Here is a 23,331-nt window from a genome sequence, read left to right on the forward strand (position 1 = left end):
GAACGGATTCCCCATCATCGTCGAAAGGACAACCACATGGCTTCCACCACCGTGACAGTTGGCTCCACCGTTGGGCTGCACGCCCGCCCCGCCACCGTTATTGCTGAGGCAGCTGGTGGCTACGACGAAGACATCATCCTCACCCTCGTCGGCGGGGATGAAGGCGATGAAACCGACGCTGCCTCCGCGCTGATGATCATGGCCATGGGCGCCGAACACGGCGACGAGGTGACAGTCACGTCCGATAATGAGGAAGCCGTTAAAGAAATCGCTGGACTCATCGCATCGAATCTTGACGACGAATAACCACCCACTCTCATTAGCCTTTTGGGCACACCAAATAGCCGGACGAGCCGGCTATTAGATGAGGTGGTGGGCTATCTGCCGTACAGCAGTGTCATCGCCCCGAATGGGTGGACGGTGTTGGGCACCAGGTATCCGTTCGGTGATCTCCACATCGGTGTTCCCCGGATGTTTTCCACCCGCCCGTGGTGGGGCTTGGAAGGGTCATCGTCGTTGGTGCGGTTGTGGTACCTGCACAGCATCGCCAGGTTATCCATATTGGTTAACCCACCCTTGGACCAGGCTTTGATGTGGTGGACCTCGCAGTTATCGGCTGCATGCCTACAATCCGGCACAGGACACGTCGGCATCGTGGCACGTGCCAGGTCGCGTTGTTTCTGGTTGGCGAAGCGCTGCGTGTCGTACAGGTTAACCGGGCCTTCCTGCGGGTGAAACATCGCTACTTCTAGGACGTCCCCAAAATTCTGGGCCAAAAACTCCGCACCAGTCATCGTCGTGCCATCAGTCAGCCCCAGGATGACTTCGTCCCCGTCACCACCCATGATTGTGATGTGTTCCTCCAGTGGGATGAGGATCAAGGGGCGGGGCACTGCAGGAGCGATTCGGGTTGGGGTCTCGTCTTCAGCGTCGGGGCGAAGACCCAGGAGGCGCATGAGTTTTTCGTACATCTGCGGGCCGGCGGGGCCGTCTTTGAGGTCTTGGCGTAGTGCGTATTCGATGGCTGCCATGTCTCGTTCTGGACCCATGACGTTCATCGGGCGGGACTCGTCACGGGAGCGACCAAACCCAACTGATGATTCCGGAGCTGGCTTGTCCACCTCGGGCACGATGTCTTTGGAACGGCGCTTGAGCGTCTCGTAATTCCCCGGGATGGACAGAAGGGCAAGGCGGAGGTCCCACTTCTCGTTGGGGTCGGTGACCCCAACGAGGCGGCCCTCGATGTAGGCCAGCTGATCCATGGACTTCTTCGTCGAGCGCGCGATCTTGATGGCGTTGGCTTGCTTACGGGTGAACTTGGTCTTGCCGTAGAAGGCCTTGTGGACTTTTACTAATTCGCGAACACGGGCAGGGCTGCAGCCAGCATCGAGGAGTACCTGGGCATCAAAGTCTGCCAGGGCCTCGATCGGGTTGGTTAAACCCGCCACCAGTGATCCGAATACGTTCATGCCGGCAACGCTAAACGCAAACGCAACAACGCGCGAACAGGGCCCCAAAAACCTGTGGATAACCCAAAAATCTATCCACAGGGTGCACGGGCTCAAGCCCGCGCAGGAAGCGGAGGACCAGCAGAAACAGGCCGGTTCCACAAAAACCCAAAAAAGTTTTAGGCACTTACCGCGGAATCAAACCGGTGGCGAATAACAAGCGTCTAGTTGCGCGGCACCTCAAGCTCTTGTGGCTCCTGCTCAGGCAGCAAGTGGCCCTCACCGATCGTGCGGTATGCCCACTGCATGACCGGGTAGAGCACGATGATTCCGATGGAACCCAGCGCGATGCCCTCCAGGGTCACGTTGCCGACCTCGAAGGTGAGGTTGCCAATACCGACGATGAGGGCGACAGCAGCGGTGGTCAGGTTGATCGGGTTGGAGAAGTCAACCTTGTTGTCCTGCCAGATGCGCACGCCAAGCATGCCGATAAGACCGTAGAGCACCAAGCATGCGCCGCCCAGGACGCCTGCGGGAATGGTGAAGATGAGTGCACCGAACTTCGGGATGAACGCCAGCATGATGGCAAAGGCAGCAGCAACCCAGTAGGCGGCGGTGGAGTACACGCGGGTAGCGGCCATGACACCGATGTTTTCCGCATACGTGGTTGTACCGGAACCACCGAAGCCGCCGGCGAGGGTGGTTGCCAGGCCGTCACCGATCAGGGCTGGGCCAGCTAGGTCATCCAAGTCACGCTGGGTCATCTCCGCAACCGCTTTCACGTGCCCCACGTTTTCAGCGATGAGGACGACGAGTACCGGCAACGTCACCAAGATGGCCGACAGGTGGAATTCCGGGGTGTGGAACTGCGGCAGGCCAATCCACGGTGCAGCGGCGATGGTGTCACCTGCGTCCTCGGCAAGATTGCCAGTCAATGCCGCAAAGACCCAGCCAGTGACCACGCCGATGAGGATGGACAGGCGCGACGCCATGCCGCGGAAACATGCCGTAGCTACGAGGATGGCAAACAGCGTGACCAAACCAACGACCGGCTGAGTCTGGGTGTTCGCCACAGCGGTCGGAGCCAAGTTCAGACCGATCAAAGCCACGATGGCACCGGTGACCACTGGCGGCATCACCGCATCAATGACACGCTTGCCCGCCCACGAGACGATCAAACCAACAGCGACAAGAGCCAGGCCCGTCACCAGGATTCCACCGAGCTGCGCACCGATGCCGTGCTGCTGCGAAGCAGTCAACGGAGCGATGAACGCAAAGGAAGAACCGAGGTAGCTAGGCAGGCGGTTCCGCGTCAGCAGTAGGAAGATGATGGTGCCCAAACCCGAAAACAGCAGGGTCGTGTTGACGGGGAAGCCCGTCAACGTGGGCACGAGCAACGTGGCACCGAACATGGCCACCACGTGCTGCATGCCAATACCAACAGTGCGCGACCAACTTAGCCGCTCATCAGGGGCAACAACGCCACCTGGCTTGATGTGTTTACCGTCGCCGTGGAGAGTCCACGAAATACCTTTAGAAAATGAGCTCACCAGCTAGAAATTAGCACCGGTGTCGTCCACAGAAAATTCTGCGTACTGGTGGGCGAGGATGCGGGGTAGGCGGACGTCGATAAGCGTGCCTTGTTCCTTGTATTCCTCGGAGAGCACTGTGCCTTCTTCGTGGAGACGCGACACGATGTCTCCGCGCGTGTACGGGATGAGCAGCGTGACATGCGCATCGAGGGTGTTCAAGAACATCTCAATGCGGCCTTCGAGTTCCCCGATGCCCTCGCCCGTGTGCGCGGACACGAACACGACCGGGTGCTTCGAATCCGCAAAAGCGTGACGCAGCTCAGCCAAGATCACCGGGTCCGCCTGGTCGATCTTGTTCACCACGACAATCTCCGGCGGGATGTCCTCCCCTGTGTCCCGGGTGATCTCTGCCAGGACCTCGTTGACCGCCTTGATCTGCTTCAACGGGAAGGGGTCAGAGCCATCGACGACGTGCAGCATCAAATCCGCGCCGGCGACTTCTTCCAGCGTGGACTTGAACGCCTCGACCAACTGCGTGGGCAGGTGACGCACAAAGCCCACCGTGTCGGTGAGCACCACCGTGCGGCCATCAGCCAGTTCCGCGCGACGCGTCGACGGGTCGAGGGTGGCAAACAACGCGTCCTCCACCAGCACGCCCGCGTTTGTCATCGCATTGATCAGTGAGGACTTGCCGGCGTTGGTGTAGCCAGCGATAGCGATCTTCGGGATCGTGGAGCGCTGCCGTTGCGCGCGTTTAATATCGCGGGCGGTTTTCATGCCCGCCAGCTCACGACGCAGCTTAGCCATCTCCGTGCGCAGGCGGCGGCGATCCGCCTCAATCCGGGTCTCACCCGGACCACGCAGACCCACACCACCGTTGGAGCCCGCGCGGCCACCGGCCTGGCGCGACAGGTTGCCACCCCAACCACGGGTACGCGTATACAGGTATTCCATCTGCGCGAGGCTGACCTGCGCTTTACCTTCCTTGGACTTCGCGTGCTGTGCGAAGATGTCCAGGATGAGCATGGTCCGGTCAATCACCTTAACCTTGAGCGCTTCCTCCAGCGCGACCATCTGACCGGGCGAGAGCTCACCGTCACACACCACCGTGTCGGCGCCAGTCGCCTGCACGATATCGCGCAGCTCGCTCACCTTGCCCGAACCAATGTAGGTGCCCGGGTCCGGCTTATCGCGCTTCTGGTAGAGCATCTCCACCACTTCCGCGCCCGCAGTTTCAGCGAGTGCGGCGAGCTCATTCATGTTCGCCGCAACCTCAGCTGTGGTCCCCTCAGTCCACATGCCCACCAGGATGACCTGCTCCAGGCGGAGCTTGCGGTACTCAACCTCGTAGATGTCCTCGTGGTCTTCGGAGCGGATCTCCGTATCGCGGATGACGCGACGGAAAGAATTGCGCTCCGCTAGGTCGAGGGAGCCGACGGTGGGGGTGTCGAAGGTTTCGTCGACAAGTGCATCTGCCGCATCGCGCGAGGGAGGCTTGTGATCACGAAACGCTTCCGCCAACAGTTCATCGTGGCTCGTCTGCTCGGCCGCAGCCGAGGAGGAAGAAGAAGAAGAAAAGGATTGTGCCATTGAGTCCTCATTGTCTCATGGTGGACACAAGCAACCAAACGTGTCGCCGGATTGTTCCCTTGCCACACTGCAACGCTAAAGTCAGGCCTATGAGCGACACGATCACGAAAGATCTTTCCAGCATTGGCATGAACTTCACGCGTTGGCAGGATGCGGTGGAAGCTGCCATCGCATCGAACCAGCTGGAGGTGACCGGTGAGGTCCGCGGCGGGCAGTTGATTCAGTTCGCAGATCCGTCCGGCGCGCAGCTGAACATCCTGGCTGTGGAGCCATTCGCCACCTTCGCCGGGTTTGCGTCAACCACGCGCAGCTATGCGCACGTGAGCATGGTCAATGACGTGGTTGGCTTCTGCGAGATCGTCGATCCGATGGGCAATGTCATCACCTCGGTCACCGCGAACATCGCGCAGGGCCCTTTGCTTGTCGACGAAGCCACCCTCCAATGGCAAGAAATGGGCTTCACCGCCCTCGGCGTGGAGGTGCAGCACTATGCAAGCGTGGATGATTACCTGTCCGCTACTGGTGAGACCCTGGGCACGATCGTGTCTGAGGGCGCTGAGATCGTCGCCGGTGGCAAGCCCGCCACCCCGGATGCTGCGGCGCGTTTCTCCGCCCGAGTGTTGGAGGCAGAGCTGCGCACCAATGCTCTGACCGGTGAGCGTTTCATCCACCTGTCCGTGGATGGCGCATTCCCCTTCGATGTTGTTGTCCCCGCCGACGCGTTCGGCGGCGAGCTGCCAGAGCGCAATTCCGTGGTCGCTGGCACTGCTGTTCTGGCGGCCTCTGTCGCGATGGCAGCCGGCTGCGGTGGCGGTGGCGGCTGTGGTGGAGGCGGCGGAAGCTGTGGCTGCGGCGGCCACTAGGAGCACGACATGACCGGCAACAACCGCAACCGCGAGGCGGCCATTTGGCTGACGCTCGCGATGGTTGTTGCCATTTTGCTGGCTACCCGCCTGGGGCTACCGGGCCTTGTTTTGGGCATTGTGCTGGCTGCTGTCGCGTTCGTGGGATTCCGTAATTCCACTGTGGACCCGGAGATTGAAGCACTCAAAGCGTCTCTCAGTGTCGCGCGAGACGACATCCGGGAAATCATCGACTGGTACGACGATTTTGTCACCGGCGCCACCCTCGACGCCCTCGAGCAGCGCACGATCACCTACCGAGCACTCGCCCTTCCCAATAGCGACATCCCGGAGATCGAGGATTTCCAGCTCCGCCTCGACTCATCCCGTCGCTTTCTCGCCCGCGTGGAGACACATTTGCTTCACGACGATCTCTCGCGCCACGAACTAGAAAAACTCATCACCATCGCCGACCAGCGTGCTAGTGAACTAGCTATCGCTTGGTCAGATGCCCGGCGCGCTGCCCGCGACGCTGACTAAATCCACCTCGCCGCGCGCGACTATGACGGACGGGCCTGTCATGGTGGCTTCATCCCCGTTAATCGCAACTGTCACAGCACCGCCCGGGACGTTAACGGTGACAGTGCCGTTTTCAATGCCTGCATCCGCGAGCGCCGCGCGTGCTGCTGCCACAGTGCCCGTGCCGCAGGAGCGGGTCTCCCCTACGCCGCGTTCCCAGACGCGCATGTGCACCGCGCCGTCGTGAAGCTCGGTGAGGAGCTCCACGTTGACGCCGTCTGGGAAGAACTCGGCGTCAAACACTGGCCGCGTGAACTCCTTGGCGGCAAGCTGATCGGGGGTCATCCCCGGAATGACGCACGCCAGGTGTGGGTTACCCACATCCACGCCCAGGCCAGCGAAGGAGAACTCCCCCATGCGCGCGGTGGAGACACCGGTGACCTCAACGCGCCCCATGCCCACTTCGACCACGGCGTGCGATGGCGTGAACTCGTGGATGGTCACGTGCTTGATCCCGGCGCGGGTATCTACTTCAAACTCAGTGCGGTCTTCCAGGCCGAATGCAGCGAGCACGTGAGCAAAGACGCGGATACCGTTGCCACACATCTCGGCGATGGAGCCGTCCGCGTTGCGGTAGTCCATGAACCAGCGGTCGTTCACCCGAGCAACACGGAGGAAGCCGTCCGCACCAATTCCGGAGCGTCGGTCGCAGAGCGCGGCAACGAGGTCAGCGGTGAACACGCCGCGTTGTTCAAGTGCATCGTCAGTATCGATGACTACGACAAAGTCGTTTTCAGTCCCGTGCGCTTTGATGAACGCCAGGGTCCCTGTGCTATTACTCACCCGAGCGATTCTAGCGCCGCCTGAAGCAGTGCCGACGGTTTTTCATCCGCCAAAGAGGCATCAAGCCAGGTGATGCGCTTGTCCCGGTTGAACCAGGAACGTTGGCGGCGCACGTAGCGCCGTGTGCCCATAATGGTCGACTCGATCGCCTCATCGAGGGTGCACTCCCCCGCCAGGTACGCCAACACCTGCGCGTAGCCGATCGCCCGCCCGGCAGTGGAATCCGCAACAAGACCTTCTGCCACAAGGCCTTCCACTTCCTCAACAAATTCACGCTCAAACATCTGGTGCGTGCGCAGTTCAATGCGCGGGTTCAACCACTCCGCTGTCGTGCGCAGCCCCAAGATGCGCGTCCCCCACCGTGGCGGGGCGTCCTTCGGGGGTTGGGAGGCCTGGAACGGCTTGCCGGTCAGCTCAATCACTTCGAGGGCACGCACGGTACGGCGCGGATCATTGTCTTCAATAATGCTCGCGGCCTGCGGATCAACCGTAGCCAGTTCCGCATGAAGAGCCTGCACGCCGATCTCCACTAACCGTTGTTCGTACTTGGCACGAACAACGGGGTCGGTGGGTGGGAACTGCCAGTCGTCGATAAGCGATTGCACGTACATCATGGAACCGCCCACGAGGATGGGGACCTTGCCACGCGCGGCGATGTCCTCGACGGCCTGGATCGCGCGCGCCTGATACTCCGCGACGGATGCGGTGCGCGTGACCTCCCAGATATCCAGCAGGTGGTGCGGCACACCGTCACGCTCAGCGACAGTCAGCTTCGCGGTGCCAATGTCCATGCCACGGTAGAGCTGCATCGAATCAACATTGACCACCTCACCATCGAGCTCGTGAGCAAGGGCAATGCTTAGGCGCGACTTCCCCGACGCCGTCGGTCCCACCACCGCCACCGGAGTCTTATCCATGCTGCACCTCCCATGCTGCAACGAAGCGGCCGACCCCCAGTGAGGCATCAGCGGCGATGAGTGTTTTGTGTTCTGCGGGCTGCGCGGCGAGTTCCTCCCACAGTTCGGGCTCAATCACGCCGTGCTCCGCGAGCTTGTCGGGTAATTCGGCCGTACCCTCCAGGAACCGGGCCATCTGGTTGTGAGTCGACTGAGCGCCATCGATAAGCGCGAGCGGCGCGCGTGGCGTCAGCCCCGCTGATCCGTCGAGGACAACAACGGTGAGTGCGGCCAGGTCGAGCGGATTCAGCGTCCCGCGCGAGGCCGTCACGCGTGCTGCGGCGGGACCAAGGCAATAACGGGCGACGAGCTCCGCGGCGTAATTACCCCCGCCGACATTGACCTGCGGTGCACCCCACGCCGCAAACGAACCGGTGTGATGCGTGTACCAACGCTCATCGCGCGACCCCACGATGTGGATCGGGCGTGAGTCCTTTTCGATGAGCTCACGGATAGTGCACGCAAGCTCCCGGCCAGCTTCATCCCGCGGGGCGAGCTCAGTAACAAGCGCCGGGGAACCCGGAATGATGAGCACATTGAACTGATTCGCGCACTGATTCACGCCCTGTAGCCTATCGGCCCGCAAACACTCCTCGCGGCCAAGGGCGCACACGGCCGCGCCGGGGACGGTAAAGTTGCAAAACATTGCGGCAGCCGTGTCGCGCGGCACACAGATGAAAGTGAAAGGATGCCTCACCATGACGCAGTCCCCTGGCAAGATCCCTACCCCTGGCGCTATGCCTGCTCGCACCCCCAAGCCGGGGCCACGCCCAGCAGCGCCGGCAGCTGTTCATGCTGCACCGGCGGCACCCACTGTGGACGCCGCTGAGGCCGCAAAGTTTGGGCGCGTTGACCAGGAAGGCACCGTGTACGTCACCCGCGGTGGTGTGGAGCGCGCCGTCGGGTCCTGGCAGGCCGGTACCCCGGAGGAAGGTCTCGAGCACTACGCACAGCGCTTCGTGGATCTGACTACGGAGGTCAGCCTCCTGGAAAACCGTCTGGCCACCCGCCCGGAAGATGCTTCGTCTGTGCGCACCCAGGCCCAGCAGCTCATTGATTCCTTGGATGAGCAGGCAGTTGTCGGCGACCTTGACGCCCTCGAGGCTCAGCTGAAGGCTGTGCTGGAACACGCTGACGTTGCCGGTGAGAAGGCCAAGGAGGCCAAGGAAACGCGCCGCGCTGAGGCCATTTCCCGCAAGGAGACTCTTGCTGCTGAGGCGGAGGACCTAGCCGCGAACTCCACCGAGTGGAAGGCCGCCGGCGACCGCATCCGCGCCATCCTGGATGAGTGGAAGACCATCCGCGGCATTGACCGCAAGACCGATGACGCATTGTGGAAGCGCTACTCCAAGGCACGTGATTCCTTCAACCGTCGCCGTGGTGCTCACTTTGCTGAGCTCGACCGTGGCCGCGCTGCCGCCAAGGCCGCGAAGGAAGACATCATCGAGCGCGCCGAAAAAATCAAGGATTCCACCGACTGGGGTGAGACCGCCCGCGCGTTCCGCGATCTCATGACCGAGTGGAAGGCCGCCGGCCGTGCCCCGCGCGATGTGGATGACAAACTGTGGAAGCGTTTCCGCGCTGCCCAAGACCACTTCTTCGCCGCGCGCAACGCAGTCAACAACGAGCGCGACCGCGAATTCGAAGCCAACGCCAAGGCCAAGGACGACCTCATCGCCGAGTACGGCCCGCTCATCGACCCGGAGAAGGGCCTGAGTGCCGCCAAGGCCAAGCTGCGCGAGCTGCAGGATAAGTGGGACGAGATCGGCTATGTCCCTCGCAATAAGGTCCGCGAGTACGAAAACAAGATCGGCGAGATCGAGCAGCGCGTCTCCGAGGCTGAGGAGAAGCAGTGGCGCAAGGCCAACCCGGTCCAGCAGGACAAGGCTAACCAGTTCCAGGTCAAGGCCGATGACTTCCGCGCCAAGGCCGAGGCTGCTGAGGCCAAGGGCGATGCCAAGGCTGCCGCTGAGCTGCGCGCTCAGGCGGAGCAGTGGCAGGAGTTCGCTGATGTCGCTGCCAAGGCCATCGATAGCTAGCCTTGCACGCCCTCCTATACAGTCCGCGTAGCGCCGACGCCGAAGAGGTTGTCGGCGCCTACGCGTTTTCCGCCACCCTGGCCATCCAGGACATCACCGGCGACCCTCATTCCGGTCTCACCGCCTCCCACATGGTCAAACGCCTCGAAGGGTCGGCCGAGTCTCAGGCCTTCCTCTTCGCGCTCACTGATGTGGCTGCACCGCGCCCGCTCGGCGCGCATGGCTACCCGGAACTCCATGCTTCCGACCTGGCGGATATCTCCGCCTGGGTCTTCGTCTCGCTGCCACTGCTCGAAGACACCGGCATCATCGAGGCCACGATCACGCTCGACGCCGCCATCGCACCACTGCCCGGCGAGCCCGTTCCGCGTGAGCCGTGGGTAGAAGCTTTATCGCTTATCGACGCCCTCTCCACCACCACCCACCGTCCCACCCGCCACCTCTGGGACACCCACTCCCCGGGCGCTGATTCCCCCGCAGCTGAACTCCTTGCCACTGCCGGCTATTCCCGCGCGTACCGGGAAACCCAGGCAACCTTCGCACTTGATGGTCTTGGCCTGCTTGACTCCCCCACCTGCACCATCGTCCGCAACATGGACTTTGCAGCTGATGATCTCGCCGGGTTCCAATCCCTCATCACCTCGGCCTCCCAGGATTACCCGCGTGGCGAACTCACCCTCGACACCGTCAACTGGACCGAAGCCCGCATCCGCGATGCCAGCGCCCGTCTCCGCGACCGCGGCGGCAACCAACTCACCGCGCTCCTACGTGCCGGCGATCACTTCATCGGCTTGGCTGAAGCCGTCCACTACGACGTCGACGATGACACCCTCATGGAACTCGGCCTCGTCTACGTCCTCCCCGATGCACGCGGCCAAGGCGCAGCCACACAACTGATCTCCAGTGCCCTTTCCGCCGCCCGCGCCGAATGGTCCAAGGTAGAAACCTGCTACGCCTCCGTGCCCAGCGGGAGCGAACCCGTCGAACGCCTTCTCCACGCCGCTAACGCGGAGATCATGTCCAGCTCCACCGCCTGGCAGAAGCTCACACACTCACACTGACGCGGTGCCGCGCCGCATACCATCCCCGAATTCATCCAACAGATCGAGCACATCCGGGGCACGCCAGGCACGCACTTTATTCGACATCTGTGCACCGATAAGGATGCCGTTTCCCTCAAGACGAACGAGCGTGGCACGCGCCGCTGCCGGAGTAATCCCGAGCTCTGCTGTTAAGCCGGCAACGGTGACCAAAGGTTGCCGGATGAGAACACCCAGAGCTTTCCAGTCCGCCGCATCCTTACGCGCAGTGACCAGCCCTTCCCATTCCTCACGCACGCTATCCAGCTGCGCCACGAGCCATTCACCCCGCCGTGTCGCTTCGATGGCAGCCTGGGCGAAGAGCCTGACAATCGATGCGATGTCGCCGTCCCGATAAGCATCCAACGCTTCAAAGTAACTATCCACATCAGCCAAGAGGGATGCTGAGATCGGCAACGACGTCTCCGTTGTCAACCCGCGTTGACGCAACACAATATGAATAAGCGCCCGTCCAGTCCTGCCATTGCCATCGGCAAACGGGTGGATGCTTTCAAAATGTGCATGAGCCACCGCCGCATGGGCCAGCGCTGGAAGATCCACGCGCGCGAGGAACGCTAGAAAATCATCCAACGCGTCCGGAAGAAGACGCTGATGCGGCGCGACAAAGTATGCATCCAACGGGTACTGGTCCGCGCCCCCAATCCACACCGGCTCATTCCTCAACACGCCGGCGATGGCCGGCGCACTGTGTTCAAGCAGGATCCTATGAAGCTCCAAAAGATCGTTGGCTTTTTCAACCGTGAGTTCTTTCGCCACCTCCATCTGCTGAACATTGCTCGCGATGAGACCAGCATTGCCATGTTTACTTCCCGTCAGCTCCGCTTCAAGCACCTTGCGTGCCGACGACGTCAAACGCTCGATCTTGCTCGACGCCACCGACTCCGTACGTAGCAGTAGCGGAGTAAAAGGGATGAGTCGGTGTGCCACCGTGGCGTCAAAACGAGCAACAGCAATCGTCGCTTGCTCAACAACTGCCTGGAGATCAGCCGTAAGTTCCAAACTCTCCTGCGCTATAGAGGGAACAAGCGCGCTTTCATATGTTGTCGGTGCCTTCGCCCGAGCGCGACGCGACATCTCGCCGCGGGGTTCCCACGGCAAAGTTTCAGTACGGAACCTTGGCCACGACATGACTCAAGGATAGGATAAGGCCCTATCCTATCTCCAGTAGGACATCGATGAAAGGCTCCGATGGCATCGTTCCACTGATGCTAGGAAGCTACGCGCCTTTGGAATTCTGGTGGCGCTCGCGGGCCTGGGCCCGGCGGTCATCGATGAGGTGCGCAGGGAGATCCTGCGCGGAGCCAGCATGTGAATGGGCTTGGGTGGCGGCGGACTGGACGTCCGCAACCGGGTTAGCCTCGGGGTTCTCGCGGCGGGCTTGTTCGTAACGCTCTTGCTCCGGGTCGCGGCGCAACCACGCTGAAGTGAGAACGGGCACGGCGATGACCAGGCACACGATGGCCAGGTACATCCCGGCGCCTGTGGAGCCACCGGCAGTGCCGGTCTGACGCATCCACGTTCCCAGCAACGCGGCACCAAGACCAATACCGCCCGTCATCCAGGCGAGCATCGCCGGGGAGGTGTGGCGCAGCACCAAAGCGAGCACGCTGAACACAACCAAGGACGCGAAGGACACGAGCGTAAACACGCGCTCGGCCAGCGCGATCTGGGCATCAGCCGGCTCGGTGAAAGTGAGCATCTGCCAGCCCGGGATGCCAGCGGCATAAGGCATAAACAACGTCACGACATACACTGCGGCGACTGCGGCGAGAACCCACGCACGCCACCCCAGATCCAGGCGGGTGGCGAGGTGTTTTTCGGGGGTGGGGGTGTCGTCGTTAAGCATTCTGTGCTCCTTATCCGCAAGAACCGCACGCTGACGCGGCGGGTGATGGGCTGGGCGCACCAATCTTTGGCAAGCCAAGACCAACGCCAACTGGTGCGGTGGTGGGCACCTGGCCGGCCTCAGCATTGTCACCCGCGAGAGTGCGCCGGTGCGCGTGAATGCCCGAGTCCGCGATGAGATAGTGCGGGCGAGCATCCGTCACCGTGACATTCACAATATCGCCAGGACGCACGGCACGGTCGATGTTGCCCTCCACCGTGAAGTGGACAAGGCGGCCGTCGCGCGCGCGACCGGACATGCGGCCGGTCTCCTTCTTGTCATTACTCTCCTGGACGAGAAGCTCCTGCTCGGTTCCCACGAGCTTCGCATTCTCCTCGCCACTGATGCGCTCCTGCAGCGCGAGAAGACGCTCGAAGCGTTCCTGCACGACCTTCTTGGGAATCTGGTCGGCCATCTCCGCGGCCGGAGTGCCCGGACGCGGCGAGTACTGGAACGTGAACGCGGAGGTAAATCGCGCCTTCTCCACCACCTCGAGAGTGGCCTGGAAGTCCTCCTCCGTCTCACCCGGGAAGCCCACGATGATGTCGGTGGTGATGGATGCATGCGGCAGCTTCTCCCGCACCTCATCCAAAATGGCCAGGAACTTCTTCGAACGGTAGGAACGGCGCATGTCCTTGAGCACCTTGTCCGAACCAGACTGCAGCGGCATGTGCAGCTGCGGGCAGACGTTCGGGGTCTCCACCATCGCGTCGATCACGTCGGAGGTGAACTCCGCCGGGTGCGGGGAGGTAAAGCGGACGCGCTCAAGCCCCTCGATCTCACCGCAAGCGCGCAGCAACTTCGAGAAGGCCGAGCGGTCACGGTCCAGCTCCGGGTCCACGAAATTCACACCGTAGGCGTTGACGTTCTGGCCGAGCAGCGTCACTTCGCTGACACCCTGATCTACGAGTGCCTTGACCTCGGCGAGAATATCACCGGGGCGTCGGTCCTGTTCCTTACCGCGCAGCGCCGGCACGATACAGAACGTGCAGGTGTTGTTGCAGCCAACGGACACAGAGACCCAACCGGCATACGAGGATTCGCGCTTCGCCGGCAACACCGACGGGAAATGCTCGAGCGCCTCAACGATCTCAACCTGCGCCTCTTCGGTCACCCGCGCGCGGTCCAGCAGCGCCGGCAGCGCCGCCATGTTGTGCGTGCCAAACACCGCATCGACCCACGGGGCCTTATCAATAACGGTGTCACGGTCTTTCTGTGCGAGGCAGCCACCAACGGCAATCTGCATACCTGGGTGGTTGCGCTTCACTTCGCGCAGCTGCCCGAGTGTGCCGTACAGACGCTGGTCAGCGTTCTCACGCACCGCGCACGTGTTGAAGACGATGAGGTCCGCTTCCTCATTCTCCGGCGCCGCCGTGTAGCCCGCCTCTTCGAGCAGACCTGACAGCCTTTCGGAGTCATGCACGTTCATCTGGCAGCCGAAAGTGCGCACCTCGTACGTGCGTGGGTGGGTTTGAGAAGCTTCAGTCGCGGTGGTCACGGTGGGACAGTCTATTCCCGCTCGGTGAAGTCTCCTAACTGTCGCCGCGGGTAACCTAGTGGGCATGCGAAGACTCCAAGGGGTCGTCCTCTCTTAAGGGCTAACGGCTAGTCCTCTTCGAGCTCAGCACATCGCTCATCGAGAGCCTCACGGGCCAGTTCTAGCGACATGCCGGAGTTGAATCCCCTGCGCGCCAATACCCCCACGATGCGACGCAGCTCCTTATCCCGCTGATGCCTATCAGCCGGGATGCGCTTGACCTGCTTCGCCTTCTTCGCGGCTAAAGCACGCGCAACCTCACGCTCATCATCCCGATCAATCGCGCTCAACGCCTCAGCCCTGTCAGCTTCCCCCACGCCTTTGCGTTGAAGCTCCACGTCCAACATGGCCGCGGACTTTCCACGACGCTCAAAGCGCTGACGGACCCACTCACGCGCAAATGCCAGATCATCAACGAGGCCATTTCGCTGGAAGGAGTCCAGCACCTCATCGACCAGCTCAGGCTCGAACTCAGCCTTCACCAGCCGGTCACGCAACTCCTGGCGGGACCGCGCGCGTGAATCCAGAAGGAGGAGTGCACGTTCGCGGACGCGGGAGAGGGCTTTCTCCCTGTTTTCGTGAATAAGCGGCTCGGCCCCGGAGTACTCCTCGAGGGCCTTTTGCAGCGCGCGAAGTTTCTCCGGGTCCGGCTGTTTTCTCTCCCTCACGGATTATTCTCCAGCTGGAGCAGCATCCTCATCGTCGAAGTCGATGTTGGGAACCATGTCCACGGGGTCATCCGTCAGCTCATCCTGGCCAGCAAACTCGCCAACGCCAAGCTTCTCAAAGATCTTGCGCTCCAGCTCATCCGCCAGATCCGGGTTCTCCTTGAGGAAGGTGCGGGCCTTCTCCTTGCCCTGGCCCAGCTGGTCACCCTCGTAGGTAAACCAGGAACCGGACTTCTTGATAATCCCGTTGTCCACACCCATGTCAATGATCGAAGACTCACGCGAAATGCCCTCGCCGTACATGATGTCGAATTCGGCGATCTTGAACGGCGGCGACACCTTGTTCTTCACCACCTTGAGGCGGGTGCGGTTACCGATGGAATCCTGTCCATCCTTCAGCGTCTGAATACGGCGCACATCGCAGCGCACGGAAGCGTAGAACTTCAGCGCCTTACCACCGGTGGTGGTCTCCGGCGAGCCGAACATGACACCGATCTTCTCACGCAGCTGGTTAATAAAGATGGCCGTCGTGCCCGAGTTGTACAGCGCACCCGTCATCTTGCGAAGAGCCTGAGACATAAGACGGGCCTGCAGACCAACGTGGCTGTCACCCATTTCGCCCTCAATCTCGGCCTTCGGCGTCAGTGCCGCCACCGAGTCAATGACGATAATGTCAATCGCACCAGAGCGCACCAGCATGTCGGCGATCTCGAGCGCCTGCTCACCGGTATCCGGCTGGGAAACCAGCAGGTTATCCGTGTCCACGCCGAGCTTGCGGGCGTAATCCGGGTCAAGGGCGTGCTCCGCATCAATGAATGCCGCGATACCGCCGGCCCGCTGTGCCTCTGCAATGGCGTGGAGTGCCACCGTCGTCTTACCGGAAGACTCCGGACCGTAAATCTCCACAACACGGCCGCGCGGCCAGCCACCGATACCCAGCGCCACATCGATCGCGGTGTTGCCGGAAGAGATGGACTGGATCGGCGGACGCTTCTCATCCCCCAGGCGCATAATGGCGCCCTTGCCAAAGTCCTTCTCAATCATCGCCATTGCTGCATCGAGCGCGTTCTGGCGATCGTTTGCGGCCGAAGCGGCCTTCTTCTTCGTTGCCATAGGTGTCTTATGTCCTTTCGTTTATTCACCGTTTCCCCGCACAGGGTTAGGTCTTGAAAATAAGTGGTGTACTTACTTAGACCGCTCTAACCCCGCATCCGGTTCCCCGTTGCTGCGAATTACATTAATGCGATATCGGACACCACCCCCGAACATACACGCACGAATGTTCGAAAGAAAGTTTTTGTTCGATTATTTTCCAGGCCGGTCGAGCCCCAAGCGACGCTCTTCTGGCACATCAAAGGCTTCACACAGCCCTTCCCACACGATTCGGGGATCGACCCCACTTTCGATCAGCCCTTCAGCCGTCTTCCCCTCCCCCGGAAAGACGTGGGAAGACACCACCCACTGGCCCTTTGCGTCCCCAAATTCGTCGGTAACGCGTTGCTGAAACTCGGTCAAGCGCATGGCAACCACCATACGCGCCTACGTTTCTCAGCCCCCCCTATTGAACAGTGTTCAAGAAAGTGCGTTATTGTGTTCGCCATGTCAGAAACTGTCACTACATCTTCCCCGCGCTCGAGCGCCGCTGTTGCGAAGGATCTCGCACTCATCACTATGTTCGCGGCACTCATCTGCGTGCTCGGCTTCGTGTCCATCCCTGTCGGTGCAGCAGGCGTGCCCATCGTGCTGCAAAACGTGGCCACCATCCTCACGGGCCTTGTGCTTGGCGGCCGTCGCGGTTTCCTGGCCACCGGTCTCTTCTTGCTCATCAGCCTCGCGTTCCCCGTCCTGGCTGGCGGCCGCACGCTCATCCAGGCTTTCGCCGGTCCCAGCATCGGATACTTGCTCGGTTACCTGCTCGGCGCGGCTGCGGCTGGTTACATTGCCTACCGCGCACCGCGCAACAACAAGGCCGTCATGGTCACTCTGTTCGTTGCGGGTGGTCTCGTCGCGGTCTTCCTGCAGTACTTCTTCGGCACCTTCGGTCTCATGTGGCGCGCAGACATGAACCTCGGCACCGCGGTCGCCGCACAGGGAGCGTTCATCGTCCCCGATCTGGCCAAGCTCGCAGTCATGGTGGCGATCGCGCTCGCCGTACACGCGGCGTTCCCGCAACTCCGTCGCCGTTAAGCTTGGCTCGTGCCCACTATCACGTTCGACGGCGCTGGTGTCGTCTACGAAGGAAGAACAATCCTTGAGCCGGTGTCTCTGACTCTCACTGAGCAGCGCATCGGCATCATCGGTTCCAATGGTTCCGGCAAATCGACGCTCGTGCGCATGATCAACGGTCTCATTGAGCCCACTCAAGGGCGCGTGCTTTTCGACGGCTCCCCCACCACCCCCCACGGCAAACACATCCGCCGCCGCGTTGGCTTCATTTTTTCTGATGCTGAAGCTCAGATTGTCATGCCGCGCGTCCGCGATGACATTGCCTTTTCCCTGCGCCGCTTCAAACTGCCAAAAGCTGAAGTCAACCAGCGCGTTGACGCCATGATGGAGAAATGTGGACTCACGGCGCTCGCAGACAACTCTCCCCACACACTCTCCGGCGGCGAGAAGCAGATGCTGGCGCTTGCCGCCGTTATGGTCATCGAACCGGAGACCATCATCGCCGATGAACCCACTACTCTGCTGGATCTGCGCAACCGGAAGCGGATTATTCGGGAATTGGAGGAGCTGGACCAACAAGTCATCGTTGTGACGCATGACCTTGACATGCTCCACAATTTCGCCCGCGTGATCTGCATTAACGACGGAACAGTGGCGTACGACGGCACCCCGCGCGACGCCATCTCCTTTTACACCGACCTGATGGAGCGGACCTCCCCATGATCCGTGAGCTCCCTTTAGGCGTCTACGTGCCCGGCAGCACCCTCGTGCACCGGGCTTCGCCGACGTTGAAGTTTCTTGCCATCGTGGTGCTGATCATCTTGGTCACGTGGCTGCCAACTCGCCCCTGGCATACGGCTGCCGTTCTGGGTGGAGTGCTGGCTTTCTACGCCGTGGCCCGTATTCCTCTGCGCACGACCTGGCGCCAGCTCGCCCCGATCCTGCCCTTCTTGGCTTTCCTGGGCGCGTTCATGTGGTGGCAAAACGGCTTCGACAAGATGCTCACCGTCGCCATCGGGCTTATCGCTTCTTTCCTCGCAGCGACGCTACTCACCCTCACCACCACCATCGAGGCACTGCTTACAGCCCTCGAGAAAAACATGGCTCCGCTGGCTCGCATCGGCCTCCCCGTGGACACCATTTCGCTGGCCATCGCGCTAACGATCCGCCAGATCCCCGTCCTGCTCAACACCGCCAACGAATCACTCGCTGCGCGCAAAGCACGCGGTGCACGCTTCTCCTTGTTGGCCTTCGGCACTCCCCTAGTCATCCGCAGCATCCGCCGCGCCGAGATGACGGGCGAGGCTCTCATGGCGCGCGGCGCCGTCGATTAGGAACAACGAAACAGCGACCACAACCAAAGTATCATACTTAAGTTTGTTAAAGTTAGGCTTCCCTTCCCGTGCTGTTTTGAAAGGACCCCATGAGTTTTACAAGAGTCGCGGTAACTGCATCAGTTGTTGCCGCAATGCAGGCTGGTTTAGCTCCTGCGCCGTACACACACGCAGAGCCCCCTTCAGCCAGTGCTCCGGCCGCTGTCTCTAGTTCCTACGGTTACGTCAATTCAGTCAATGTGGGTGACATCCCAAGCACCGCTGTAGTCGATCCAACTCGTAACCGGGTGTATGTCCCCGTCGATCGTCTTCAAGGTAATCCAGGGGGCATAACCTGGTTTGATCCTTCGACAGGGCAAGCGAGTCCGGAAGTTTTTGAATTGGAGTACCCGGAGCCAAAGAAGATTCTTCTAAGCGCGGATGCCTCAGAAATCTATGCTATTCACTATCGCACGAAGGACAAAGAGGGTGGTATCTCAGTCCTTGACGCGGAGACTGGGGAGATCAAACGATTCATTGGCGGAATCCCGCGTTTCATTGATACAGCCGTTGTCCACAATGGCGTTATCTACCTCACAGACGGGAAAGCGATCATCAAAGTCGATCCCTCCACGGGCTCGGTTTCTGCTCCACTGCAGGTGAGCACACAGAAATACCCCCTGATCAAGGACATTGTCGTTGATCCCAAAACGAACAAGTTGTGGGTCGCCGAGGGCCGTGGATTGGTACTCACCACTGTGTCACTCGAAACCTTTACCTGGGACGCAAATGTTGAAATCAAGGTGTCGGACTGGCGTGATACCGGTGGCCGAGCTTCCAAACTAGCGTTGGACCCCGTGCTCGGGCATCTGTATGTAGCGGTTGATTCGCGGCTTAACGACGCTTGGACGACCAACAAGATCCAGATCCTCGATTCTGCTACCGGAAAACACTACGACCATCTCATTGAGGTTGGTGAGAGTATCCGGGACCTCGTAGTAAACCCTGTCACACACGAATTGATCGTCAGCGATGGTGGCACAAATTCCGTTTATATCGTGAGCCCAGACACCTGGTCTGCCACAAAGGCTGCTGACTTCAACGCATTGGGCATCACAACCGCAGGAGCAGGCGGAGTAAATACGTATGATGCCGCGTTTACGCCTGATGGAGAGCAACTGTATGTCACTCATCCATATGCAGGCGAAGGTAGCCAAGGCGGCAAACTTAGCATTCTCAAGCGTGCGGGCGGGAAGCCGGCAATCACGCCCCTGAAGCTCGAAGATGTGTCCCCCGAAGGCTCCGATCCAACACCACCACAGTCCCCTGATTGGGTAGCACCCAAGCATCCTGCCTTGCCCGAAGCGCCCAAAGACTCTAAAGAGGTTTCCGGCGCCACGTTCTCATGGGGTATTAACAACTATGCAGGTGCCTGGACAAAGACTGCTTTGGGTGCCGCTGAACAAAAGGATTCGATCTTCACCTTCCAAAGCGATGAAGGATGGTTCGACCAGAGCAACGGCTCCTTTGCCATCAATTACAGGGGCGGAGTGCGTATCAGCCACTATGAAGGTCTCAATATCCAAGTGATTACGGAGCTTGCGAGTCCGACGGTGCACCGGAATCCAGATGGTTCTGGGTACGTCACAGCCTCACTGTCGTGGCAAGTTGATGATCAGCTTTCCCCAGGCTACAAGCGGGTTACCCTGATGACTTTTGCCAATTCCGAAATCGAACGAAGCGACGCAGGGACACGGTTAGTCATCCAACCTGATTTCGAAAACGCCACCTATCAAGGCCACAATGGCGCCTTCCCTACTGAATTCATCGATGCCCTCCCCGAGTCAATGCGGGCGTGGTGGTACCGCACCGGCGCATCACAAGATGACAACAAGGCTCCGCTGCCTATTCATCTCCAGATTCCCGATGTGTTCGTAGACGCGCCATCACCAGATCCTGATCTAAACCCACCCAGCGATTCTCCCTCAAGCGTTACAACTCCTTGGATAATCGCACTCACGGTTGTGGCCGTGCTAGCAAGTGTCTTCGCTGCAGCTATTGGAGTCATGCGGAACGCACCCCAGGCGATCCCAGAACCTTTAAGGGCTTGGCTGTCTAACTTGAATCTGCCGCGCCTGTAGCCAATCACGAAAACAAAAAAGATGGCGCGGCCTCTCTACAAAGGAGGGGCCGCGCCATTACCCGTAAGAAGGGCTAGAAGCGTTTAGCTCTCGCCGCGCAGCTCACGCATACGCTCTGCCACTGCATCATTGGACACACCAGTGGTGTCCGTCGAGCCGGTGGAGCCAGTGTTGTTGCCCTCGATGGCCTGCTGCCCCTTACCGGACTCAAGCTGACCCATCTCGGCGCGGATCTGCTCCAGGCGGGAGTGGCCAGCCAGCTGGATGCCAGCCTGCTCAACCTCAGCCATGCGGCCCTGGACAGAGCCCTGAGCCAGCTCGGCCTGGCCGAGAGCGTTGGCGTAGCGGCGCTCAATCTTCTCACGCACCTGATCCAGGTTCGGCTGGTTGCCGCCGGCGATGGAGTTCATGGACTGCAGGGACTCCGCAACCTTCTCCTGCATCTTGGCCTGCTCCAGCTGGGACAGCAGCTTGGAGCGCTCAGCCACCTGCTGCTGCAGCTGCATTGCATTGCGCTCAACAGCCTGCTTTGCCTGCTGAGCCTGCTGCAGAGCCTGGTCGTGGAGCTGCTTGGTATCCTCAACGCCCTGCTCAGCGGTGACGAGCTGAGCAGCGAAAGCCTCAGCAGCGTTCTCGTACTCGGTGGCCTTCTGGTTGTCGCCTTCAGCACGAGACTTGTCAGCAAGCTGAAGAGCCTGCTTGGTGTTAGCCTGCAGCTTCTCCACATCAGCGAGACGGCGGTTCAGCTGCATCTCCAGCTGGCGCTGGTTACCAATGACAGCAGCTGCCTGCTGGGACAGTGCTTGGTGCTGGCGCTGTGCCTCACCAATTGCCTGCTCGATCTGAACCTTCGGGTCAGCGTGCTCCTCGATCTTGTTGTCAAAGAGTGCCATCAGGTACTTCCAGGCTTTAACAAACGGGTTAGCCATGGTTGATCTACCTTTCTCTCGCTTGCACTACTGCAGCAAAAATTGTTCTTAAAAAATGTTCCCCTACATGGTACGCGGGGCACGCGTTATGTGCGCGTCGTTCTAGACCTCTGCGGCAGCAGGCGGGGTGTGGGCCAGTTCGTCTGCCATAGCCTGAAGCGATAGGTTGGCCACAGCTTCCATGAGCAAGTCAGCCACCGTCGTATCCAGTGCAACGCACACAGAGGCGAGGAGCTCAGACGATACTTCCTTCCGGCCACGTTCCAGCTCAGATAGATAGCCAGGGGAGACACGCGCGACGGACGCCAGTTCACGCAGCGTCACGCCTTTATCCGCGCGGAAAGCACGCAAAGACATGCCAAGGGCTTCCCGCAGTAGCGGTTCACGCACCTTCTCACGGGGCAGGACCGTCGGTGCGGGCTGGTACTTAAGAGTCGTTGTTGTTGCCATCACGTGTTCTAACGAACCATCCCTTCTTTTTGTTCCCACGCCTCAATTTCACGGCGCAATTCCGTCAAACCTGCGGTGACGGCGGCGGTGCGGATGGCTTGCCGGTCACCGCGGATAAGCGGCGCGCGCACCGCGATAGTGCGGGTGGGGCCTGCCACAGCAACGTACACTTCGCCCACCGGGTGTCCATCTTGAGGGGTTGGCCCGGCAACCCCTGTAAGTGCGACGGCCCAATCGGAACCACACACGCGCTGCGCGCCGCGGGCCATGTGCTCCGCAGTCACCGGCGATACAGGACCATGCTCAGCGAGCACCTCCGCCGGCACCCCCGCGAGGCTGCCTTTCAGGTCTGTTGCGTAGGTGACCAGTCCCCCACGCAGCACCGCAGACGCACCGGGTACGTTCGCCAGCGTCGCACATGCGAGACCAGCGGTGAGGGACTCACAGAAAGACAGGGTGTGGGAGTGGTCCCGGAGGACGCGTACAAGCTCCGCCTCAATCCCGCTCTCCATCATGCTGGGGTCCTGTTAGCGCGCGCACCGTCGACGAGGTACTGCACACCCGTGACCACCGTGACCACGACGGCGATGAGCATGACAACGAGCGTGGGTACCTCCATCCAGCCGGGCAGTGGGCACAGGTACAGCGCCACACCGAGCGTTTGCAGCACGGTCTTCAGCTTGCCGCCCTTCGACGCCGGAACAACCTTGCCCTGGCGCAGCATCCACATACGCCAGAACGTGATGCCCAGTTCGCGTACCACGATGACCACGGTGATCCAGATCGGCAGCGAGCTGGCAATATTCAGGGTGACCAGGGCCGTAATCATCAGCGCCTTATCCGCAATCGGATCGGCGATCTTGCCAAAGTCCGTGATCAGACCGCGTGCACGCGCAATGTCACCATCAAGTTTGTCCGTGATCATCAGCGCCACGAACACGCCAAACGCCCACCACCAGCGTTCACTGAGCACAAGCCACGCAAACACCGGCGTAAAAAGAATGCGCAAAGATGTGAGGACGTTCGGAAGATTCCAATTGGACTGTTTCACGCCCCCAAGCCTATTAGAATCCGCGTCCATGACCCACTTTATTGCTACCTACACGTACGGGGACCGGTCGCTTATTAGCGAAACCCGGCCCGCCCACCGTTCCTTCATCGCCCGCCTGAAAGAGCAAGGCCAGGTCATTGCCGCTGGCCCTTACGGGGATGGGACCCAATCCATCATCATCGTGCGCCTACCAGACGGGGCCTCCCGCGGGGATGCAGCTGAGCTTCTCGCGGAAGACCCCTACTTGGCGGCGGGAGCCCTGGAAAACCGTGAGTTCCGTGAGTGGAACCCGGTCATCAACGTCTGGGAGTAGTTTCTTACG

26 protein-coding genes are annotated in these 23,331 nt (G+C 60.6%); 10 read left to right on the forward strand and 16 right to left on the reverse strand.

Annotated features, from left to right (window positions below; all coding sequences use genetic code 11):
- The first annotated feature begins 36 nt into the window (after nt 1–36).
- The gene (locus L8U60_RS08430; protein WP_269965925.1) at nt 37–306 is read left to right on the forward strand and encodes an HPr family phosphocarrier protein; all 270 of its coding nucleotides are present in this window, start codon (nt 37–39) and stop codon (nt 304–306) included.
- 71 nt (nt 307–377) lie between these two features.
- Here the strand turns inward: L8U60_RS08430 and L8U60_RS08435 are convergent, their stop codons facing one another.
- The 3 genes from L8U60_RS08435 to hflX form a co-directional block, all read right to left on the reverse strand.
- The gene (locus tag L8U60_RS08435) at nt 378–1,469 is read right to left on the reverse strand and encodes an HNH endonuclease signature motif containing protein (protein WP_269965926.1); all 1,092 of its coding nucleotides are present in this window, start codon (nt 1,467–1,469) and stop codon (nt 378–380) included.
- A 203-nt stretch (nt 1,470–1,672) separates the two neighbouring features.
- Nucleotides 1,673–2,998 (reverse strand): uracil-xanthine permease family protein, encoded by a 1,326-nt coding sequence (locus tag L8U60_RS08440; RefSeq protein ID WP_269965927.1) that lies wholly within the window; start codon nt 2,996–2,998, stop codon nt 1,673–1,675.
- Between the two features lie 3 nt (nt 2,999–3,001).
- Nucleotides 3,002–4,570 carry a GTPase HflX gene (gene hflX, locus L8U60_RS08445; RefSeq protein WP_269965928.1) on the reverse strand — a complete coding sequence of 523 codons (1,569 nt, stop codon included), beginning with the start codon at nt 4,568–4,570 and terminating at the stop codon, nt 3,002–3,004.
- An 89-nt stretch (nt 4,571–4,659) separates the two neighbouring features.
- On the opposite strand from hflX, the gene L8U60_RS08450 reads away from it, so the two are divergent.
- Both L8U60_RS08450 and L8U60_RS08455 read left to right on the forward strand, forming a co-directional pair.
- Nucleotides 4,660–5,433: a hypothetical protein gene (locus L8U60_RS08450; protein ID WP_269965929.1), complete on the forward strand. Its 774-nt coding sequence runs from the start codon at nt 4,660–4,662 to the stop codon at nt 5,431–5,433.
- A gap of 9 nt (nt 5,434–5,442) precedes the next feature.
- A complete protein-coding gene (locus L8U60_RS08455) occupies nt 5,443–5,952 on the forward strand; it encodes a hypothetical protein (protein WP_269965930.1) in 510 nt (169 codons plus the stop codon).
- Here L8U60_RS08455 and dapF read toward each other — a convergent pair.
- The 3 genes from dapF to L8U60_RS08470 are packed head-to-tail and all read right to left on the reverse strand — an operon-like array spanning nt 5,917 to nt 8,292.
- Entirely contained in the window at nt 5,917–6,774 is an 858-nt protein-coding gene (gene dapF / locus L8U60_RS08460) for a diaminopimelate epimerase (protein ID WP_269965931.1), read from the reverse strand. The genes L8U60_RS08455 and dapF overlap by 36 nt on opposite strands.
- Complete coding sequence (gene miaA, locus L8U60_RS08465) at nt 6,771–7,691, reverse strand: tRNA (adenosine(37)-N6)-dimethylallyltransferase MiaA (RefSeq protein ID WP_269965932.1); 921 nt, start codon at nt 7,689–7,691, stop codon at nt 6,771–6,773. Before miaA ends, dapF begins: the two co-directional genes overlap by 4 nt.
- Nucleotides 7,684–8,292 (reverse strand): hypothetical protein, encoded by a 609-nt coding sequence (locus L8U60_RS08470; RefSeq protein WP_269965933.1) that lies wholly within the window; start codon nt 8,290–8,292, stop codon nt 7,684–7,686. Before L8U60_RS08470 ends, miaA begins: the two co-directional genes overlap by 8 nt.
- A gap of 136 nt (nt 8,293–8,428) precedes the next feature.
- Here L8U60_RS08470 and L8U60_RS08475 point away from each other — a divergent pair, with 136 nt between their 5' ends.
- Both L8U60_RS08475 and L8U60_RS08480 read left to right on the forward strand, forming a co-directional pair.
- On the forward strand, nt 8,429–9,769 hold the full coding sequence (locus tag L8U60_RS08475) for a DUF349 domain-containing protein (RefSeq protein ID WP_269965934.1): 1,341 nt from the start codon (nt 8,429–8,431) through the stop codon (nt 9,767–9,769).
- A gap of 2 nt (nt 9,770–9,771) precedes the next feature.
- Nucleotides 9,772–10,830 (forward strand): GNAT family N-acetyltransferase, encoded by a 1,059-nt coding sequence (locus L8U60_RS08480; protein ID WP_269965935.1) that lies wholly within the window; start codon nt 9,772–9,774, stop codon nt 10,828–10,830.
- Here the strand turns inward: L8U60_RS08480 and L8U60_RS08485 are convergent.
- From L8U60_RS08485 to L8U60_RS08510, 6 genes are all read right to left on the reverse strand, one after another.
- Nucleotides 10,822–11,868 carry a Fic family protein gene (locus tag L8U60_RS08485; RefSeq protein ID WP_269965936.1) on the reverse strand — a complete coding sequence of 349 codons (1,047 nt, stop codon included), beginning with the start codon at nt 11,866–11,868 and terminating at the stop codon, nt 10,822–10,824. The two genes, L8U60_RS08480 and L8U60_RS08485, sit on opposite strands and share 9 nt — an antisense overlap.
- Nucleotides 11,869–12,085: 217 nt before the next feature.
- The gene (locus L8U60_RS08490) at nt 12,086–12,715 is read right to left on the reverse strand and encodes an Rv2732c family membrane protein (protein WP_269965937.1); all 630 of its coding nucleotides are present in this window, start codon (nt 12,713–12,715) and stop codon (nt 12,086–12,088) included.
- A 10-nt stretch (nt 12,716–12,725) separates the two neighbouring features.
- Nucleotides 12,726–14,252, reverse strand: coding sequence for a tRNA (N6-isopentenyl adenosine(37)-C2)-methylthiotransferase MiaB (gene miaB / locus L8U60_RS08495; RefSeq protein WP_269965938.1), 1,527 nt, complete (start codon nt 14,250–14,252; stop codon nt 12,726–12,728).
- 107 nt (nt 14,253–14,359) lie between these two features.
- Nucleotides 14,360–14,959, reverse strand: a complete 600-nt coding sequence (locus tag L8U60_RS08500; RefSeq protein ID WP_269965939.1) for a regulatory protein RecX — start codon at nt 14,957–14,959, stop codon at nt 14,360–14,362.
- 3 nt (nt 14,960–14,962) lie between these two features.
- Nucleotides 14,963–16,072, reverse strand: coding sequence for a recombinase RecA (gene recA / locus L8U60_RS08505; RefSeq protein ID WP_269965940.1), 1,110 nt, complete (start codon nt 16,070–16,072; stop codon nt 14,963–14,965).
- 192 nt (nt 16,073–16,264) lie between these two features.
- Complete coding sequence (locus tag L8U60_RS08510) at nt 16,265–16,480, reverse strand: DUF3046 domain-containing protein (RefSeq protein ID WP_269965941.1); 216 nt, start codon at nt 16,478–16,480, stop codon at nt 16,265–16,267.
- A 78-nt stretch (nt 16,481–16,558) separates the two neighbouring features.
- Between L8U60_RS08510 and L8U60_RS08515 the strand changes: the two genes are divergently transcribed.
- From L8U60_RS08515 to L8U60_RS08530, 4 genes are all read left to right on the forward strand, one after another.
- On the forward strand, nt 16,559–17,146 hold the full coding sequence (locus L8U60_RS08515) for a biotin transporter BioY (RefSeq protein ID WP_269965942.1): 588 nt from the start codon (nt 16,559–16,561) through the stop codon (nt 17,144–17,146).
- A gap of 9 nt (nt 17,147–17,155) precedes the next feature.
- The gene (locus L8U60_RS08520; RefSeq protein ID WP_269965943.1) at nt 17,156–17,848 is read left to right on the forward strand and encodes an energy-coupling factor ABC transporter ATP-binding protein; all 693 of its coding nucleotides are present in this window, start codon (nt 17,156–17,158) and stop codon (nt 17,846–17,848) included.
- A complete protein-coding gene (locus L8U60_RS08525; protein WP_269965944.1) occupies nt 17,845–18,459 on the forward strand; it encodes an energy-coupling factor transporter transmembrane component T family protein in 615 nt (204 codons plus the stop codon). Before L8U60_RS08520 ends, L8U60_RS08525 begins: the two co-directional genes overlap by 4 nt.
- Before the next feature lie 89 nt (nt 18,460–18,548).
- A complete protein-coding gene (locus L8U60_RS08530) occupies nt 18,549–20,579 on the forward strand; it encodes an HtaA domain-containing protein (RefSeq protein WP_269965945.1) in 2,031 nt (676 codons plus the stop codon).
- Between the two features lie 83 nt (nt 20,580–20,662).
- Here L8U60_RS08530 and L8U60_RS08535 read toward each other — a convergent pair whose 3' ends face one another.
- The 4 genes from L8U60_RS08535 to pgsA all read right to left on the reverse strand — a co-directional run bounded on the left by L8U60_RS08535 (nt 20,663) and on the right by pgsA (nt 23,039).
- Nucleotides 20,663–21,508 carry a PspA/IM30 family protein gene (locus tag L8U60_RS08535; RefSeq protein WP_269965946.1) on the reverse strand — a complete coding sequence of 282 codons (846 nt, stop codon included), beginning with the start codon at nt 21,506–21,508 and terminating at the stop codon, nt 20,663–20,665.
- A 102-nt stretch (nt 21,509–21,610) separates the two neighbouring features.
- Entirely contained in the window at nt 21,611–21,958 is a 348-nt protein-coding gene (locus L8U60_RS08540; RefSeq protein ID WP_420840185.1) for a helix-turn-helix domain-containing protein, read from the reverse strand.
- Between the two features lie 8 nt (nt 21,959–21,966).
- Nucleotides 21,967–22,470 carry a CinA family protein gene (locus tag L8U60_RS08545; protein WP_269965962.1) on the reverse strand — a complete coding sequence of 168 codons (504 nt, stop codon included), beginning with the start codon at nt 22,468–22,470 and terminating at the stop codon, nt 21,967–21,969.
- Entirely contained in the window at nt 22,470–23,039 is a 570-nt protein-coding gene (gene pgsA, locus L8U60_RS08550) for a CDP-diacylglycerol--glycerol-3-phosphate 3-phosphatidyltransferase (protein ID WP_269965947.1), read from the reverse strand. Before pgsA ends, L8U60_RS08545 begins: the two co-directional genes overlap by 1 nt.
- On the opposite strand from pgsA, the gene L8U60_RS08555 reads away from it, so the two are divergent.
- Complete coding sequence (locus tag L8U60_RS08555; protein WP_269965948.1) at nt 23,038–23,322, forward strand: YciI family protein; 285 nt, start codon at nt 23,038–23,040, stop codon at nt 23,320–23,322. The genes pgsA and L8U60_RS08555 overlap by 2 nt on opposite strands.
- Nucleotides 23,323–23,331 lie beyond the last annotated feature (9 nt).

Origin of the sequence: Corynebacterium meitnerae (assembly GCF_027570075.1) — a bacterium.
Taxonomy (GTDB): Bacteria; Actinomycetota; Actinomycetes; order Mycobacteriales; family Mycobacteriaceae; genus Corynebacterium; species Corynebacterium meitnerae.